Origin of the sequence: Rhodoferax sp. (assembly GCF_030653815.1) — a bacterium.
GTDB lineage: Bacteria > Pseudomonadota > Gammaproteobacteria > Burkholderiales > Burkholderiaceae_C > Rhodoferax.
In genome coordinates this window covers 1-15,614 of record NZ_JAURYQ010000008.1, presented here as the reverse complement: position 1 = coordinate 15,614, position 15,614 = coordinate 1, and the positions used below count along the sequence as shown (strand labels likewise).

The following is a 15,614-nucleotide window of genomic DNA, read 5'->3' as shown; positions in this document are numbered from 1 at the left end:
GCACCTCAAGCTTGCAACAGCGCATCCAGCCGCCCCGCCTTGTCCAGCGCGTTCAAATCATCAAACCCACCCACGTGCAAATCCCCAATATAGATTTGCGGCACGGTACGCCTGCCGGTTTTTGCCGACATGGCTTCCCACAAGCCGGGCTCGGTGTCAACACGAATCTTGTTGATATGCGCCACCCCCTTGCGGGTTAGCAAACGCTCAGCGCTTTGGCAATAGCCGCAACCCTGTGCGCTGTACATCGTGATGTCTGCCATGGTGTTCTCCGGTTCGGTTTGAAAACTCAACTTTACCGGGCGAATCGATACGAAAGGTGTTTCAAAGTATCATCAAGATAACCATTCGTATCAAAAAAAGCCATGGACAGACTCACCACACTGCTCTCACATTTTTCCCTGCATGCTGGCGTGTTCTATACCGGCAACATCTGCGGCATTCATGACTTTGCGCAAGACAGTTTGCGCGGACACATTCACTTGATCCGGCGCGGTCCGGTGCAAGTCATCGGCGTGAAGCATGAGGTCTTTGACATCACCGAGCCCACCTTGTTGTTTCTACCCCGCCCCGATACGCATCGTCTGGTGGCGGATGACCGCGCGGGCGCTGACGTGGTCTGCGCCACGGTTCAGTTTGGCGGTGGTGGTCGCAATCCAATCACCGATTCTCTGCCGAGCGTCGTAATGGTCAAGTTGACTGAACTGGCCGGTGTCGAATCACTGTTGGGGTTGATGTTTGAGGAAGCCTTTGCCAACCACAATGGCCGCCAGGCGGTGCTGGACCGCCTGTGTGAAGTGCTGATGATCCGGCTCCTGCGCTACTGCATTGACCAGGGTTTGACGCAAGGCGGCACCTTGGCAGGTTTGGCCGATGCCCGATTGGCCAAAACCATCACCGCCATTCATGACGACCCTGCGCAGGAGCGTGATTTATCCAGCATGGCTGCATTGGCGGGCATGTCACGGGCGCGCTTTGCTGTGCGCTTTCGTGAGGTCACCGGCGTTACCCCGGCTGACTATCTGGCATCCTGGCGCGTGATGACGGCGCAGGGGCTGCTCAAAAAGGGGCGGCAACTCAAACATGTGGCAGACGACGTAGGCTACGGCAGCGCCAGCGCGCTGACGCGGGCCTTCGTACGCAAGTTAGGGTGCTCACCCACTGAATGGCTCAGGGGTGAGGAAGAAGCCATAACTGCCGTGTCTGCATGAGACGATCGGTTCATAAAACGAGACGTAGGGTTCAAATTACATCTGTGCGCCTGTAATCATTGCGTGCAGAGCATCGACTAACTTGAAGAAGCATCGAACGCCCGTTTGATGTCAGGCCAGGCCGTGAACACGGCCGCAATTCTCTTCAAGGAACCCCTCATGTTCACAGGAAAAACAGCACTCATCACCGGATCAACCAGCGGCATTGGCCTGGGTATTGCCGAACAATTTGCCAAAAGTGGGGCCAACATCGTGCTTAACGGCATGGGTGATGCCACCGAGATCGAGGCCACCCGAGCTCGCCTGGAGGCCACTTACCCGGTCAAAGTGCGTTTCCATGGGGCCGACATGAGCCAACCCGAGGCGATTGAGGCCATGTTCGCATCCGTGAATACCGAGTTTGGTGGCGTGGACATTCTGGTCAACAACGCGGGTATCCAGTTTGTGGCCCCGGTGGACGAATTTCCAACGGCCAAGTGGGATGCCATTCTTGCCATCAATCTGACTTCGGCTTTTCACACCACACGGCTGGCCTTGCCGCATATGAAAAAGAAACAGTGGGGCCGCATCATCCAGGTGGCATCCGCCCATGCATTGGTGGCCTCGCCCTTCAAGTCGGCCTATGTGGCGGCCAAACACGGCATTGCTGGGTTGACTAAAACGGTGGCGTTGGAAGTGGCCGAACAAGGCATCACCGTCAATGCCGTTTGCCCCGGTTATGTCTGGACCCCCCTGGTAGAAAAACAGATTCCAGAAACGGCCAAAGCGCGCGGTATCACCGAGGCCGAGGTTATTCAGAACGTACTGCTCGCCGCCCAGCCAACCAAGAAATTTGTCACCGTCGAGCAGGTGGCAGCCCTTGCAGGCTTTCTGGCCAGCGAGGCGGCCGCCTCTATCACCGGGGCGGTGATTCCGATTGATGGCGGCTGGACGGCCCACTGAAGGCACCCTTCCACATGAATAGCCAGGACATTCTTCAATTGCCGTCGATGCCGGCAGCATCGCCATCGTATCCCCGTGGCCCCTACCGCTTCATTGACCGCGAATACCTGATCATCACTTACGAGTCAGACCCACAGGCCATTCGTGATGCCTTGCCAGAACCGCTGGAGCCCGACGGTAGCAATACCGTGCTCTACGAGTTCATCCGCATGCCCGACTCTGCCGGGTTTGGCAGTTACACCGAGTCAGGGGTCGTGATCCCGGCGCTGTACCGGGGTGAACATGTGAACTTCACGGCTCAAATGTACCTCGACGATGAGCCGCCGATTGCCGGTGGGCGTGAGATTTGGGGCTTCCCGAAAAAGCACGGTCAGCCCAAGTTGGCCGTGGTGCAGGACACGCTGACAGGCACGCTGGATTACGCTGGTGTTCAAGTGGCCGTGGGCACCATGGGTTACAAGCACCAGCATTTGCTCTACGACGTGGCGGGCAAGAAGCAGTGCTCCTCGGCATCCATCATTGAAAAAATGAGTAAAACCCAAGTCAACCTCAAACTCATTCCTGGCGTGGACGGTGAACTTGCCATTGCCCAGCTGGTGGCCTATAACCTGACGGACATTGCCGTGCAAGGTGCCTGGTCAGGCCCGGCGCGGCTGCATCTGGTGCCCCATGCCAATGCGCCGGTGGCTGATTTGCCGGTACGCAAGGCCATGGGTGGCCTGCATTTCATCGCCAATTTGACGCTGCCGTACGGCCGCGTATTGCACGACTATCTGGCCCCCGTAGCGGCCCTACCCACAGGAGCATGAACCATGACAAAAACCACATCAAACAAACTCCCTGGCCAAGTCGTACTGGTCATGCAAGGCGGCGGCGCACTGGGGGCCTTTCAGGCCGGTGTGTATGAGGCCATGCATGAGGCTGGCATTGAGCCTGACTGGGTGGTGGGCACCTCGATTGGGGCCATCAATGGAGCCATCATCGCGGGCAACAAGCCCGCCAATCGGCTGGACCGCTTGCGCGAGTTCTGGCAGCAAGTGGCCAGCGCCCATACCTCCTCGGAGATTTGGGACGCCTTTGGCCTGGGCAAGCTGGTGCACAACTTGGGCGCTGTGTCGTCGGGGATCCCCGGCTTCTTTGCGCCCAACCTGCCTGCGCACTTTGGCGCACAGGTGCCACTTGGCATTGCCAATGCCAGTTATTACAACACTGCCCCGCTGCGTGACACATTAGATCGACTCGTCAATTTCGGACTGATCGCGCAGGGAACAACCCGCTTGACCCTGGGCGCGGTCCATGTCGCGTCCGGGCGCATGCGCTACTTTGACAGCCGTGATGACGCCATGGGGCTCGAGCACGTGATGGCATCCGGTGCGTTGCCGCCGGCTTTTCCGGCAGTAGAGATTGAGGGGGAGCATTATTGGGACGGCGGCATCTACTCCAACACCCCAATCGAGGTGGTTATGGACGACAACCCACGGCGCGACGCGGTCATATTTGCGGCCCAGTTATGGCAACAGGCCGGTGACCTGCCAGTGACCCTGGCGCACGTCAGCAGCCGCATGAAAGACATCCAGTTTGCCAGCCGCGCCGAAAGTCACACAGCGCGACAACAACAGATTCACCACCTGCGCCATGTGGTGCGCGAGTTGGGGCGCTTGCTGCCAGCGCAGGCACGGGGCACGCCGGAGGCCAGGGAATTGCTGGGGTGGGGCTGCGGCACGGTGATGCACGTGTTGCCCATGCAGGCGGCGGCACTGCGCGGCGAGGATCACACCAAAGACCTTGACTTCACGCCAAGTGGTATTCGAGAGCGTTGGAATGCCGGGCGCGAGTTTGCAAAGCGCAAAATTTCAGAAGCACCGTGGAATGATGCGATTGATCCGGTGATGGGCATTGTGGTCCATCCCTGACGCGAGCACACGACAGATGGCTCAGCGCACCATCCTTAACCTCCTGACAACAGGCCTGGTTGCCCTGGCAGCGGCGACGCTGCAAGCGCAGGAAATGAACGGTTTTGATCTGCGGGGGGCGTCGATTCCGGCAGATCAAATTCACGCGGGCGGCCCGCCCAGGGATGGTATTCCGTCCATCGACAAACCCAGGTTTTTGCCGGCAGCACTGGCCACCTTCATGCGTGCGGACGACCAGGTGCTTGGTCTGGTGCGCAACAGCGTTGCACGGGCCTACCCGATTCGTATTCTGAACTGGCATGAGGTGGTGAACGACCGTTTTGGCGATGAGGTGGTGACCCTCACGTTTTGTCCACTTTGCGGTACTGGTGTTGCATTTGATGGTCAGGTCGATGGGCATGCCTTGAGTTTTGGGGTCTCCGGTCTGCTCTATAACAGCGACGTGCTGATGTATGACCGACAAACCCAATCGCTGTGGTCGCAACTGCTGGGGCAGGCGATCAGTGGACCCATGAAGGGTCGGCAATTGCGCATGCTGCCATTGACCCACACCAGTTGGGCGGATTGGCGCCAAAGCCACCCGGCCACGGTCATTCTTTCAACCGATACCGGTGCATCACGCGCCTACGGACGCGACCCCTATGCCGGCTATGACAGCAGCAACCAGATATTATTTCCGCTGGCCTTCCGCTCCGCTGGTTTTCACCCCAAGGAACGGGTGCTGGGGATTCAAATTGGCACCATCGCCAAGGCTTATCCGTTTGTCGAGCTCGGTAAAACGAGCGGCGTCGTGACCGACCAGCTTGGCGGCACCCGGTTGACAATCCGCTTTGACCGTGCCGCCGCGCGTGCCACCGTTCACGCGGCGGATGGCCGGCAATTGCCGGGCGTGGTAGGGTACTGGTTTGCGTGGTACACGTTTCATCCGGACACCAAAATATTCCGGGCAAAATAAATCCGCCGACCATGACGATCCACTTTGCATCCATTCGCGCTCGCCTGATTCTGGCGTTCTCGGTGCTGCTCGGACTGTTGTTGGCAGTCGCGGCGGTGTCCTTGCAACGGCTGGAAGTCCTGACCGCCACCACCCAGGAGATTGTCAACTACCAGGCGCGCCGTGTGTTTATGGCCCAAAGCATGAATCTGCACGCGCAAGCCGCGGCAATCGATTTGCTCAAACTGTTGCAGACCCCCGAGCGCGACCAACGCGTGCCGCTGTATGCCGCCATGGATGAAGAGATGGCGGCATCCGCCAAAGCGGTCCATGACCTGGCTCAAACCGGGCTTGCCGCCGACCTTCAGAGTTACATCGGGCAGGTCACCGACTTGCAGCAGCGCTATGCCACGTTGCTGCAGGAAACAGTTGAATTGCTGGAGATCGAAGGACCGACCAAAGCGCGCACCCACTTCGAGGACCGAACCCACAAGGTCCTCAACACCTTGCTTTTTGAATCTCGGGCGCTGGAAACCCACTTGCAGCAAATGATGCAATCCAGACTGGAACAGCTCAGGGAATCAGCGACCCAGGCCACACATCTGGTGGTTTTGTTGGCGCTTTGCGCGCTGGTCGCCGGCACCGGCCTGGCCTGGGCTGTTGCGCGCGGCATTGTCTTGCCTTTACAAAAAGCCGTGTCCATTGCCAAGGTAATTGCCAGCGGTGACTATCGCCAGGATGTGCCGAACGGACGTCGCGATGAAGTCGGCGCTCTGCTGCGCGCGCTGCGCGTGATGCGTGACAGCATCTCCAACCGAGAAGAAAAAATTCTGCGCCTGGCCTATATCGACCCATTGACTGATCTGCCCAATCGCACCCGTTTTATGGAATTGTTCGACGCGCGTGTCAGCAACGCGTCGGGCGCCTTGATGTTGCTGAATGTGGACCGCTTCGCGCCGATCAACAACGCGTTGGGCTACAAGGTGGGTGATCACCTGTTGTGTCAAGTAGCCTTGCGCATCACGCGCTCAGCAGGAGAATCCAGCCTGGTGGCCCGTCTTTGGGGTGACAAGTTTGCCATCATGTTGGCTGGCGTTGACCAGCTGACGGCGGCAGACAAGGTGCAACAAATTCTGGCAGCCGTGCGGGCGCCCATGACAATCACTGGTCAGCGCCTGGACATTGACGCCAGTGTGGGTGTCACGCTGTACCCACAGGATGGCACCGAGATCACCACGCTGCTGCGGCATGTCAATGTGGCCATGACTGTTGCCAAGCATCGCCAAGATAGCATGGTTTTTGTCTCCGAACTGGACAACGAACCCGATCATCAACAACTCTCCCTGCTCGGCGAGATGCGCGATGCCTTGGTGCAGGGTGAATTTATCATTTACTACCAGCCCAAGCTGAACCTGAAGCAGAACAAAGTTACCGCGGTTGAAGCACTGATCCGCTGGCGGCATCCGGTCAAGGGCCTGATCCCGCCGATGCAATTCATTCCATTTGCCGAGCAGACAGGTTTTATTCGCGAGATCACGCCCTGGGTGCTCCGCCAGGTGATTGAAGATGCAGCCGATTGGCGGCACTCAGGAATTTCACCGGTGGTATCGGTCAACCTGTCCACCCGTGATTTGTTGAATCATGGCTTGGTGGAAGATATCCAGCGCTTACTGATGCAGTCGGGCATGTCTGCGGAGCAACTTTGTCTTGAAATTACTGAAAGCGCCTTGATGGATGAGCCGGAATTGGCGCTCAGGCATTTGAATGAACTTTCAGCCTTCGGACTCAAACTGTCCATTGACGACTACGGCACAGGTCAGTCCTCGCTGGCCTACGTCAAGACTTTGCCGGTGGATGAACTCAAGATCGACCGTACCTTTGTCACCGCCGTTGATGTCACCCCCAGAAACGCCGCTATCGTTCGTTCCACCATTCTTTTATGCCGGGAGTTGGGGCTATCGGTGGTTGCCGAGGGCGCCGAGACCGCCGAAGAACTGGCCTGGCTCAAGTCCAATCAGTGCGATTTTGTGCAGGGTTACGGCGTTGCCAAGCCCATGCCCCTAACTGACTTCATTCCCTGGGTACAAAAATTTAACCATTCCTGATACTTGCGGGAAAGATCTTTAGCTCTGTCCTCAACTGATTGAAAAATTATGACTTCATACGACTACCAACTCTTCGTCATCGGCGGCGGCTCGGGCGGTGTGCGCGCAGCGCGTATTGCCGCAAGCCTGGGCGCACGCGTGGCCATTGCCGAGAACTTTCGTTATGGCGGCACCTGCGTCATTCGCGGCTGTGTGCCGAAAAAACTGCTGGTCTACGCGGCCCACTTTGCCGAAGACTTTGCCGATGCCCAGGGCTTTGGCTGGACCGTGCCCGCTGCCGAGTTCTACTGGCCCAAACTGATCGAGGCCAAGAACAAGGAAATCACCCGCCTGAGCGGCCTCTACGAAAACAACCTGATCGGCGCCAAGGTGGCGGTCATGCATGGCGCAGCACACCTGCTGGATGCACACACGGTGGCGGTCAACGGGCAGCAGCTCACGGCCGAGCACATCCTGATCGCCACCGGTGGCACACCCTTTGTGCCGCAGATTCCTGGCATTGAACATGCCATCACCTCCAACGAGGTGTTTGATTTGCCGCAGTTGCCCCAGCGCGTGCTGATTGTCGGGGGCGGCTATATCGCCGTCGAATTTGCTGGCATCCTCAATGGTCTGGGCGCGCAGGTCACCCTGTGTTACCGGGGTGAGCAGGTGTTGCGCGGCTTTGACGACGACGTGCGGGCGCACCTGTTTGATGAGATGGTGAAAAAAGGCATTGCCGTGCTGCTGCACCAGGACGTGGCGCGTATTGACAAACTCGCTAATGGCAGCCTGTCTGTGGATGTATCAGGCGCACACGCTTCAAGCCACATGGTGGATGCCGTTTTATACGCCACCGGCCGTGTACCCAACACCATGGGCCTGGGTCTGGCCGAGGCGGGCGTGGTGCTGGACAAGGCAGGCGGTGTGATGGTGGATGTTTTTGGCCATAGCAGCATCCCCAGCATTCACGCGGTCGGCGATGTCACCAACCGCATCGCGCTGACGCCGGTGGCCATTCGCGAAGGCGCGGCGCTGGCCAACACGCTTTTTGGGCCAAGCCCGGTCAGCGCCGACCTGACCACCGTGCCCTCGGCCGTGTTCAGCCAGCCGCCCATTGGCACCGTGGGGCTGACCGAAACCCAGGCGCTGGCGCAGTATGGCGAGGTCGACATCTACAGCAGCAAGTTCCGCAACATGCGCCACACCCTGTCGGGACGCGACGAACACACGCTGATCAAGCTGGTTGTGGACAGTGCCAGCCAGCGCGTGCTGGGGGCGCACATGGTGGGGGCCGATGCACCCGAGATCATCCAGGGCCTGGCCATTGCAATCCGCATGGGCGCGACCAAGGCCGACTTTGATGCCACCGTAGCGCTGCACCCCTCCGCGGCGGAGGAGTTTGTGACTCTGCGTGAAAAAACCACCCGGACAAAGAACCATTGACCGGTGCTGCACAGCCGACAACTTCACGGCCCTTTCAAAGCGGCAATCAGCGGACAAGCCACCTCGCCGGTGGTGGCGCAGCATTGCCTCACCAGCGCAGCCAGCACGGCTTCCATGCGGGTCAGCTCGGCCAACTTTTGTTGCACATTGCTCAATTTGAGCTCGGCCAGCCCACGCGCCTCATCGCAGTGTGTGCCGTCTTGCAACCGCAGTAGCTCAAGAATTTCGTCCAGGCTGAAACCCAGTTGCTGTGCCGACTTGACGAACCTGACCCGCGCCACGTCCCTGTCGCCATAGCGGCGAATGCTCCCCAAGGGCTTGTCGGGTTCCGATAGCAGGCCCTTGCGCTGGTAAAAGCGTATGGTCTCCACATTGACCTCGGCGGCTTGGGCAAATGCACCAATGGTGAGACTGTTTTTAAGACGGCCCAGTTTATTTTCCATAAAGTGCTTGACTCCGTACTTGACTACAGACTTATCTTACGCTGTCCGCAACCTCACACTGATCAACCGGAGACACTTTATGACCCTGATAACCCGTATCGCCGACAAAGCCGGCACCTTTGGCAGCGTCGTCTCGGCCTTTGGCTGCGCCGCCTGTTTTCCCGCCATCGCCAGTATCGGCGCTGCCCTTGGTCTGGGCTTTTTGCAGGGATACGAGAGCTTGTTCATCAGCCGCCTGATGCCCTTGTTTGCCGCGCTCGCTCTTTTAGCCAATGCGCTGGGCTGGTTGGGCCACCGGCAATGGCACCGCAGCGTGCTGGGCATGATCGGCCCGACGCTGGTGTTGGGTGCCCTGGGATGGCTGGGAGGCGAAGGCTGGCCAATCAGCCTGCTGTATGCGGGCCTGGGACTGATGCTTGCGGTCTCCATCTGGGACTTGCTGTGGCCCAGCAACCGCCGCTGCGCCCGAGACGGCTGTGAACTGCCGACGACTCCAGCCTGAAACCTTCCATAGAAAGAACTCCGCATGGCTACTGACACTTGTACCAGCTGCACCTTAGCGCCAGTGGATGCCAGACTACACATTGTCATCATCGGCAGTGGTGGCGCGGCCATGGCGGCGGCACTCAAGGCGGTGGAACACGGCGCCCGCGTGACGTTGATCGAGCGCGGAGTGATCGGCGGCACCTGCGTCAACGTGGGTTGTGTGCCGTCCAAAATATTCATCCGTGCGGCGCACATTGCGCATCTGCGCCAGGTCAGCGCGTTTGACGGCGGCATCAGTCCATCCGAGCCTCACATCAATCGGCCGGCCTTACTGGCACAGCAGCAAGCGCGCGTGGATACGCTGCGCCAGGCCAAATACGAGGGCATCCTGGCCGGCAACGCGGCCATCGCGGTGCTGCACGGTGAAGCGCGTTTCAAGGACGACCAGCACCTTGTCGTTCATTTGAACGAGGGTGGCGAGCGCGTCGTAACGTTTGACCGCTGCCTGATTGCCACCGGTGCCAGCCCGGCCGTGCCGCCCATCGATGGCTTGACGGCCACGCCGTTCTGGACTTCCACCGAGGCTTTGGTGTGCGAGGCGATTCCGCCCCGGTTGGCGGTGATCGGCTCTTCGGTGGTGGCATTGGAGCTGGCGCAAGCCTTTGCTCGCCTGGGCAGCCAGGTCACCGTGCTGGCCCGCCACACACTGTTTTACCGCGACGATCCTGCCATTGGCCAGTCGCTAACCGCCGCTTTTCGGCTTGATGGCATGACGGTGCTGGAGCACACCCAGGCCAGCAAAATTGCCTACGTCAACGATGAATTCGTACTCAGTATGGCGAACGGCGAAATACGTGCCGACAAGCTGCTGGTCGCCACTGGCCGGGCGCACAACACGGCCGCTCTAAATCTGTCTGCTGCAGGCCTATCCACCACCGCGCAAGGTGCAATCCAGATTGACGTGACCCTGCGCACCAACGTGCCGCACATTTTTGCGGCCGGTGACTGCACCGACCAGCCACAGTTTGTCTATGTGGCCGCCGCTGCTGGCACGCGCGCTGCCATCAACATGACGGGGGGCGAGGTGCGGCTGGATCTGACGGCCATGCCCACTGTGGTATTCACCGAGCCGCAGGTTGCCACCGTTGGTCTGGACGAGACACAGGCGCAACGCGCCGGACTGCACTCCGAGAGCCGAACCCTGTCGCTGGACAAGGTGCCGCGCGCCCTGGTCAATTTTGAGACGCTGGGCTTCGTCAAGCTGGTGTCGGAGGTGGGCACCGGGCGCCTGCTGGGCGCGCAAGTGGTGGCCCCTGAGGCCGGGGAACTCATCCAGAGCGCGGCCCTGGCGATCAGGGCAGGCATGACGGTGCAAGAGCTGGCCGACCAGTTGTTTCCTTACCTGACGATGGTGGAGGGCTTGAAGCTGTGCGCGCAGACGTTTTTCAAGGACGTGACACAGTTGAGTTGTTGCGCGGGTTGAGTCAACGTTGTGACACCAGGCACGGGCATTCATCCGGCCGAATTTCCATGAGGAAGTGGTACGTCCGCGGAGTCATCACACACATCGATCGTGCCAATTTGCCCGCCCATTTTGTGGATCAGGTTGAGCTGATCCTGCACGTTTCGGCAATTGCCGCACATGCTCAGGTGCATGCGCAAACGCAGCTTGTCGACCATGTCCAGGGGCTCGTCCAGTGACTGGGAAATCAGTTCGGCTGCTCTTTGGCAAGAATGTAGAAATGTCATGGGTTGATCCCGGTAGTGTGTCCTTGGGTTGTCATGCACTGGCGCAAGCCCATGCGGGCTCGGTGCAAAATCATGCGGCAGTTTTCAGCGCTCAGGTTCAGGCGCTCACAAATTTCCGATGTCTCGAATCCCAACCATTCGCGCATCATAAACACCCTGCCGGTCTGCGCCGGCAAACGTTTCAGGCAGGCCTCCATCACGGACATCATCTGGCGCTGGGTCTCCTGTTTTTCGGGCTGCTGCCAGGACGGCACGGCTTCCTTGTAACTGCCCTGCTCGTCGTAAAGCCCCTCGGTTGGATCGGAGTCCACATCATTTTCATCTGCGTCAACCCAGGCGCGGCGCCGCTGATGGGGTGAGCGGTACCAGTCGGCAATTTTGTGCTTGAGGATGGCAACGGCCCATGTCATGAGGGATGCCTCGCCGCGATGGGCTTCGGGCTTTTCCAGCACCGCCACCAGCGATTCCTGCACCAGGTCTTCGGCCAGCGCGGGCTCGAACACCATCATTCGGGCATGGCGCAGCAGGCGTTGCCGAAGCCGGACCCACAAGTCCCCGGATGCATCGGGGTGAGTGGCTGACGTTGGCAACGCAATGGATTCAGTCTGGCTATTCATGGACGCACTTTGAAAAATTCGACATGGACGGGTATGGCAGATTTCTAAACATGCGAATTAGTCGCAGAGCTCACTTGGTTCTTACACTTTATGAAGCAGCACGAAGGTTGACCAGGCCTGAACGTGTCAGACCTGGTCTCCATGCGATGAAGTGGGTGCTGGAGGTTTGAACACCATCATGATCTGACAGAGTTGCGTTGGTGAACATGCCATGGCAGCAATCGCCCCAGCCTTCAACGGTGATCGCCCTGAATTTCGAGCAGTCCCTGCTGGCGCAACGCGATGACTTCCTGCTTAACCTGCGCACGCGTCAGAGTCGACGATTGGTTTTGCAGGCGAAAACTTTCTGCTTGCCTCATTCCATAGTCACTGAGTTGAACCAGCCCTGCTGCCTTTGCCACCTCCAGCTCGGCGATGACCTCGGCGCGCGTTTTTCCGGGGCCGGAAGTTACCTCGCTAATGGAGTCATGGTGGTCAGCCGATGCAGCAAACGAGGTGGCGAGCAGAACGGCGGCGAAGAGCGCGGTTTTCATGATGTTTCCTTTCGGGTTTGCGACGCTGCGGACTGCAGTGCCGTCATAACCTTGGTCGCATGGCCGCCGTCAAACGTGACAAAACTTTTTTTGGGAGCACGAGAAAGATATCACCCACGCTTGCGTGGCGATGCGGGTATTGCAAAAAGTGAAACGACGGGTAGCAAAACTGAGACGCACGCACACCCGTCAGCACACGGCGAGGCCTAACATTGAAGTCTGCGGCGCGATGATGCGCGCCACATGCAAAACCTTGTCAACCCATCCGGAGAAACCCCATGCCAAGCACCCCCATCATCAAAAACCTGCAACCAATCGACCACGCCAGCGCCCAGGGGCCGCAAAAGGAAGTTCTCGATCTGGCACTCAAGCAGGTCGGCTTCATCCCCAACATGTACGCCAACATGGCGAACGCACCGGCGATGCTCAGCACCTACCTGCACGGCTATGCCCTGTTTCGCAGCGAATCGGGCTTCAGCGCTACTGAGCAAGAAGTGCTGTTTCTGGCCGTGAGCCAATACAACGGCTGCAACTACTGCACGGCAGCCCACAGCATGATTGCCGACAAGATGTCGGGCGTGCCTAAAGATGTCTTGCAGGCGATTCGAGCACGCCAGCCGATTCCTGACGCCAAGCTCGCTGCGCTGGCGGCCATGGCGGTCGAAATGGTCGCGAAGCACGGCCAGCCGGACCGCGCGGTCGTGCAGGCGTTCCTGGACGCCGGCTATCAGGAGCGCGACCTGCTTTACATAGTGCTCGCCTCGGCGGTCAAAGCGCTGAGCAATTACAGCAACCAGGCGTTCGGCACCACGGTCGATGAAAAATTTGCTGCCTACAAAGTTGATTGAACGCTGCCGCTGATGACACCCAGTTTTGTACCTGAGAAGTTTGAACATGTCATGGGTTGCACGTCGGCCGATTTGCTGTCGTGGTTGCCAGGGGCATTACCCGAAGCAGCCTTGACTGTGGATGCAGGCCATGCAGATTGCACCGCCATACTGCCTGACGGCATCTTAAAAATCCGATGGTCACCTTTGCCCGATGCACGTATTGCCTTATTGACGATACCGCGTTTGGGCGTTTATTTTGAGTACAGCGGGCTCTCCGATGAGCGTCGCTACACCGTACAAAAGCGCTTTGATCTGGGTACCCAGCGCGGCGGTGGCTGAACTTTACACGGGACACAACATGCAAGTCAAGGCACTCACTTTCGACACCGGCGGCACTATCCTGGACTGGCACAGTGGCGTGTGCAGCGCATTTCAGAAGATGGGACAACACCACGGAATATCACGCGAATGGCACATAGTGACCAACGACTACCGCCGTCTCGCGATGAAGGGTATCGTCGGCGAGGTTCAACCTGCGTTCAACATGGACGATTTACATTGCACGGCGCTCGATGAAGTGTTGACGAAACACGGTCTGCTTCAATTTGACGCACAAGAGCGTTGGCAGATTTTTCGAGCCTGGCACGAACTCGTCTGCTGGACAGAATTCCCGGCTGCCCTGGCGCGAATCCGGCAAAAGCTACCGGCCATTTCGTTCACCATGCTTCCGTTATCCCTGGTATTGGAAGTTTCTCGAAGAAACGATCTAGATTGGGATGCCGTGATCTCGTGCGAAATGATCGGTGTTTATAAACCCAACCCACAGGCCTATTTGAAAGCGGCGCAATGGCTAGGCATGGAGCCATCTGAGATTTTGATGGTTGCCTGTCACAACTTCGATCTGAATGCCGCCCGTGCCTGCGGTTTCAGGACAGCCTTTATCCGCAGACCGGATGAATGGGGCCCAGAGGGGCCACCCGACCCAACGCCCCACCCGGATTGCGATATCGTTGTTGATAGGTTTGACGAATTGGCCAAGCTTCTGGGTGTATGAATCTGACGGATGGCTTAAGTATTTTGCTGGTTTTTTTGATCGGCTTTGCGGCTCACCGTGCCAGTCTGTGTACCGTTCGGGCTGTCATGCAATGGCTGAATGACCGTAAGGCCAGCGTCCTCATCAGTTTTATCAAGGCGGCAGCCTGGTCATGTTTACTGGCGGGTGTGTTTGTCTTGCTGGGGCTGCCCATCAACGGCGTGCCAGTGACCCACGGTGTCTGGTGGCTGGGTATTTCCGGTGGTTTCCTGTTTGGTATGGGGGCGGCCATCAATGGTGGCTGCTCGCTCTCAACCGTGCAGCAACTTGCGGACGGCGACAGTACCATGATGCTAACACTGCTCGCATTCGTGTCAGGCGTCGCTGGCACCATGACGCTAGAAAACCTGTGGCTTCCCCATGTGGTGCAGCCTCAAGCTTTGTGGTGGCAACAGCTGACGTTTTGGCAACATGTCACCTTGGTTTCAGTGCTTATGCTATGGGCCGTGCGAGAGTTGGTGATGCAGTGGCAGCGCCGCGACCAGAGCTTGTCTGGCCTGCAGCGGTTGGTGGCACCAAGCTACCGCCTGTCTTTTGGTGCCTTGCTACTTGGTGTGGCGAGCGGCTTGCTATTTTTGCTGGAAGGCACCTGGACCTACACCAACTACTTGCGTGAACAAACCAATAGCTGGTTTTTTGACGGTATTTCGTCCGGCTGGCTGCGGGGCATGCTGGTGTTGACCTTGTTCGTCGGCATGTTGGCGTCTTCGTTTCACCGAGGTTCGTTTAGTTGGCGTTGGCCAAATAGCAACCACTGGCAGCGGCGCGTTATGGGGGGACTTCTGATGGGCTCTGGCGGCGCCTTGGTACCTGGTGGCAATGACACCTTGATTCTGGTGCTGATTCCAACCTTGTCGCTGCAAGCGCTGGCCAGCTATGCTGCCTTGCTTGCGGGCATAGGAACCGTTTTGATGATCATGCGTTGTCAGTAGTGTCCCAACGTTGTTACATCGGAACGTCGTAAGTTAATGAATTACTTGTCAAATTTGGTGTTTCAGTCTGGTCTCGATTTGAACGTCGTCGAGAGGCAGACTTGTGGTTTTTTGCGGGTTTCCCCCCAAAACCACCATGCACCAAGGCAAGCTCGTATTCGCGCAACTCATGCTCTACCTGCCACTGAGCACATTTCGTCGCTGTGTGGCCAATCATCGTGGCGAACACAAGGTCAAGGACTTCTCGTGTCTGGACCAGTTCTTCGCCATGGCCTTCGCCCAGTTGACCTACCGCGAGTCTCTGCGCGTCATCGAGGTCAACCTGCGCGCTCAGGCGCGGCGGCTGTACCACATGGGCTTTCGCTGCCAGACGATTTCGCGCAACACGCTGGCCAATTCGA

General features: G+C 58.4%; 18 protein-coding genes and 1 pseudogene. 14 read left to right on the top strand and 5 right to left on the bottom strand.

Features of this window, described 5'->3' with window-relative positions; all coding sequences use genetic code 11:
• Window positions 1-5: 5 nt before the first annotated feature.
• Complete coding sequence (gene grxC, locus Q7U49_RS02595; protein WP_304762196.1) at window positions 6-263, bottom strand: glutaredoxin 3; 258 nt, start codon at window positions 261-263, stop codon at window positions 6-8.
• 102 nt (window positions 264-365) lie between these two features.
• Between grxC and Q7U49_RS02590 the strand changes: the two genes are divergently transcribed.
• The 7 genes from Q7U49_RS02590 to gor all read left to right on the top strand — a co-directional run bounded on the left by Q7U49_RS02590 (window position 366) and on the right by gor (window position 8,530).
• Complete coding sequence (locus tag Q7U49_RS02590; RefSeq protein ID WP_304762195.1) at window positions 366-1,211, top strand: AraC family transcriptional regulator; 846 nt, start codon at window positions 366-368, stop codon at window positions 1,209-1,211.
• 159 nt (window positions 1,212-1,370) lie between these two features.
• Window positions 1,371-2,153 carry a 3-hydroxybutyrate dehydrogenase gene (locus Q7U49_RS02585; protein ID WP_304762194.1) on the top strand — a complete coding sequence of 261 codons (783 nt, stop codon included), beginning with the start codon at window positions 1,371-1,373 and terminating at the stop codon, window positions 2,151-2,153.
• 14 nt (window positions 2,154-2,167) lie between these two features.
• Window positions 2,168-2,962, top strand: a complete 795-nt coding sequence (locus Q7U49_RS02580; protein ID WP_304762193.1) for an acetoacetate decarboxylase — start codon at window positions 2,168-2,170, stop codon at window positions 2,960-2,962.
• A 3-nt stretch (window positions 2,963-2,965) separates the two neighbouring features.
• Entirely contained in the window at window positions 2,966-4,066 is a 1,101-nt protein-coding gene (locus Q7U49_RS02575; protein ID WP_304762192.1) for a patatin-like phospholipase family protein, read from the top strand.
• A 16-nt stretch (window positions 4,067-4,082) separates the two neighbouring features.
• Window positions 4,083-5,021, top strand: a complete 939-nt coding sequence (locus Q7U49_RS02570; protein WP_304762191.1) for a DUF3179 domain-containing protein — start codon at window positions 4,083-4,085, stop codon at window positions 5,019-5,021.
• An 11-nt stretch (window positions 5,022-5,032) separates the two neighbouring features.
• Window positions 5,033-7,105, top strand: a complete 2,073-nt coding sequence (locus Q7U49_RS02565) for a bifunctional diguanylate cyclase/phosphodiesterase (protein WP_304762190.1) — start codon at window positions 5,033-5,035, stop codon at window positions 7,103-7,105.
• Window positions 7,106-7,153: 48 nt separating this feature from the next.
• Window positions 7,154-8,530: a glutathione-disulfide reductase gene (gene gor / locus Q7U49_RS02560; protein WP_304762189.1), complete on the top strand. Its 1,377-nt coding sequence runs from the start codon at window positions 7,154-7,156 to the stop codon at window positions 8,528-8,530.
• A gap of 23 nt (window positions 8,531-8,553) precedes the next feature.
• Here the strand turns inward: gor and merR are convergent, their stop codons facing one another.
• Window positions 8,554-8,973: an Hg(II)-responsive transcriptional regulator gene (gene merR, locus Q7U49_RS02555; RefSeq protein ID WP_304762188.1), complete on the bottom strand. Its 420-nt coding sequence runs from the start codon at window positions 8,971-8,973 to the stop codon at window positions 8,554-8,556.
• 79 nt (window positions 8,974-9,052) lie between these two features.
• Between merR and merC the strand changes: the two genes are divergently transcribed.
• Entirely contained in the window at window positions 9,053-9,475 is a 423-nt protein-coding gene (gene merC, locus Q7U49_RS02550; protein ID WP_304762187.1) for an organomercurial transporter MerC, read from the top strand.
• Between the two features lie 75 nt (window positions 9,476-9,550).
• Window positions 9,551-10,942: pseudogene (gene merA, locus Q7U49_RS02545) on the top strand (mercury(II) reductase); the annotation flags it as partial.
• 29 nt (window positions 10,943-10,971) lie between these two features.
• On the opposite strand, the gene Q7U49_RS02540 reads toward merA, so the two are convergent.
• From Q7U49_RS02540 to Q7U49_RS02530, 3 genes are all read right to left on the bottom strand, one after another.
• A complete protein-coding gene (locus tag Q7U49_RS02540) occupies window positions 10,972-11,208 on the bottom strand; it encodes a zf-HC2 domain-containing protein (RefSeq protein ID WP_304762186.1) in 237 nt (78 codons plus the stop codon).
• Entirely contained in the window at window positions 11,205-11,825 is a 621-nt protein-coding gene (locus Q7U49_RS02535) for a sigma-70 family RNA polymerase sigma factor (RefSeq protein ID WP_304762185.1), read from the bottom strand. Before Q7U49_RS02535 ends, Q7U49_RS02540 begins: the two co-directional genes overlap by 4 nt.
• Before the next feature lie 233 nt (window positions 11,826-12,058).
• Window positions 12,059-12,358, bottom strand: a complete 300-nt coding sequence (locus Q7U49_RS02530) for a DUF4148 domain-containing protein (protein WP_304762184.1) — start codon at window positions 12,356-12,358, stop codon at window positions 12,059-12,061.
• A 278-nt stretch (window positions 12,359-12,636) separates the two neighbouring features.
• On the opposite strand from Q7U49_RS02530, the gene Q7U49_RS02525 reads away from it, so the two are divergent.
• The 5 genes from Q7U49_RS02525 to Q7U49_RS02505 all read left to right on the top strand — a co-directional run.
• Window positions 12,637-13,206, top strand: coding sequence for a carboxymuconolactone decarboxylase family protein (locus Q7U49_RS02525; protein ID WP_304762183.1), 570 nt, complete (start codon window positions 12,637-12,639; stop codon window positions 13,204-13,206).
• A 12-nt stretch (window positions 13,207-13,218) separates the two neighbouring features.
• Window positions 13,219-13,527 carry a hypothetical protein gene (locus Q7U49_RS02520; protein ID WP_304762182.1) on the top strand — a complete coding sequence of 103 codons (309 nt, stop codon included), beginning with the start codon at window positions 13,219-13,221 and terminating at the stop codon, window positions 13,525-13,527.
• Between the two features lie 19 nt (window positions 13,528-13,546).
• Window positions 13,547-14,242, top strand: coding sequence for a haloacid dehalogenase type II (locus tag Q7U49_RS02515; RefSeq protein ID WP_304762181.1), 696 nt, complete (start codon window positions 13,547-13,549; stop codon window positions 14,240-14,242).
• Window positions 14,239-15,213 carry a YeeE/YedE thiosulfate transporter family protein gene (locus Q7U49_RS02510; RefSeq protein ID WP_304762180.1) on the top strand — a complete coding sequence of 325 codons (975 nt, stop codon included), beginning with the start codon at window positions 14,239-14,241 and terminating at the stop codon, window positions 15,211-15,213. The genes Q7U49_RS02515 and Q7U49_RS02510 overlap by 4 nt, the downstream gene beginning before the upstream one ends.
• 136 nt (window positions 15,214-15,349) lie before the next feature.
• Window positions 15,350-15,614 (top strand): DUF4372 domain-containing protein (locus tag Q7U49_RS02505; protein ID WP_304762179.1); only part of this gene is annotated, 265 nt, incomplete at its 3' end.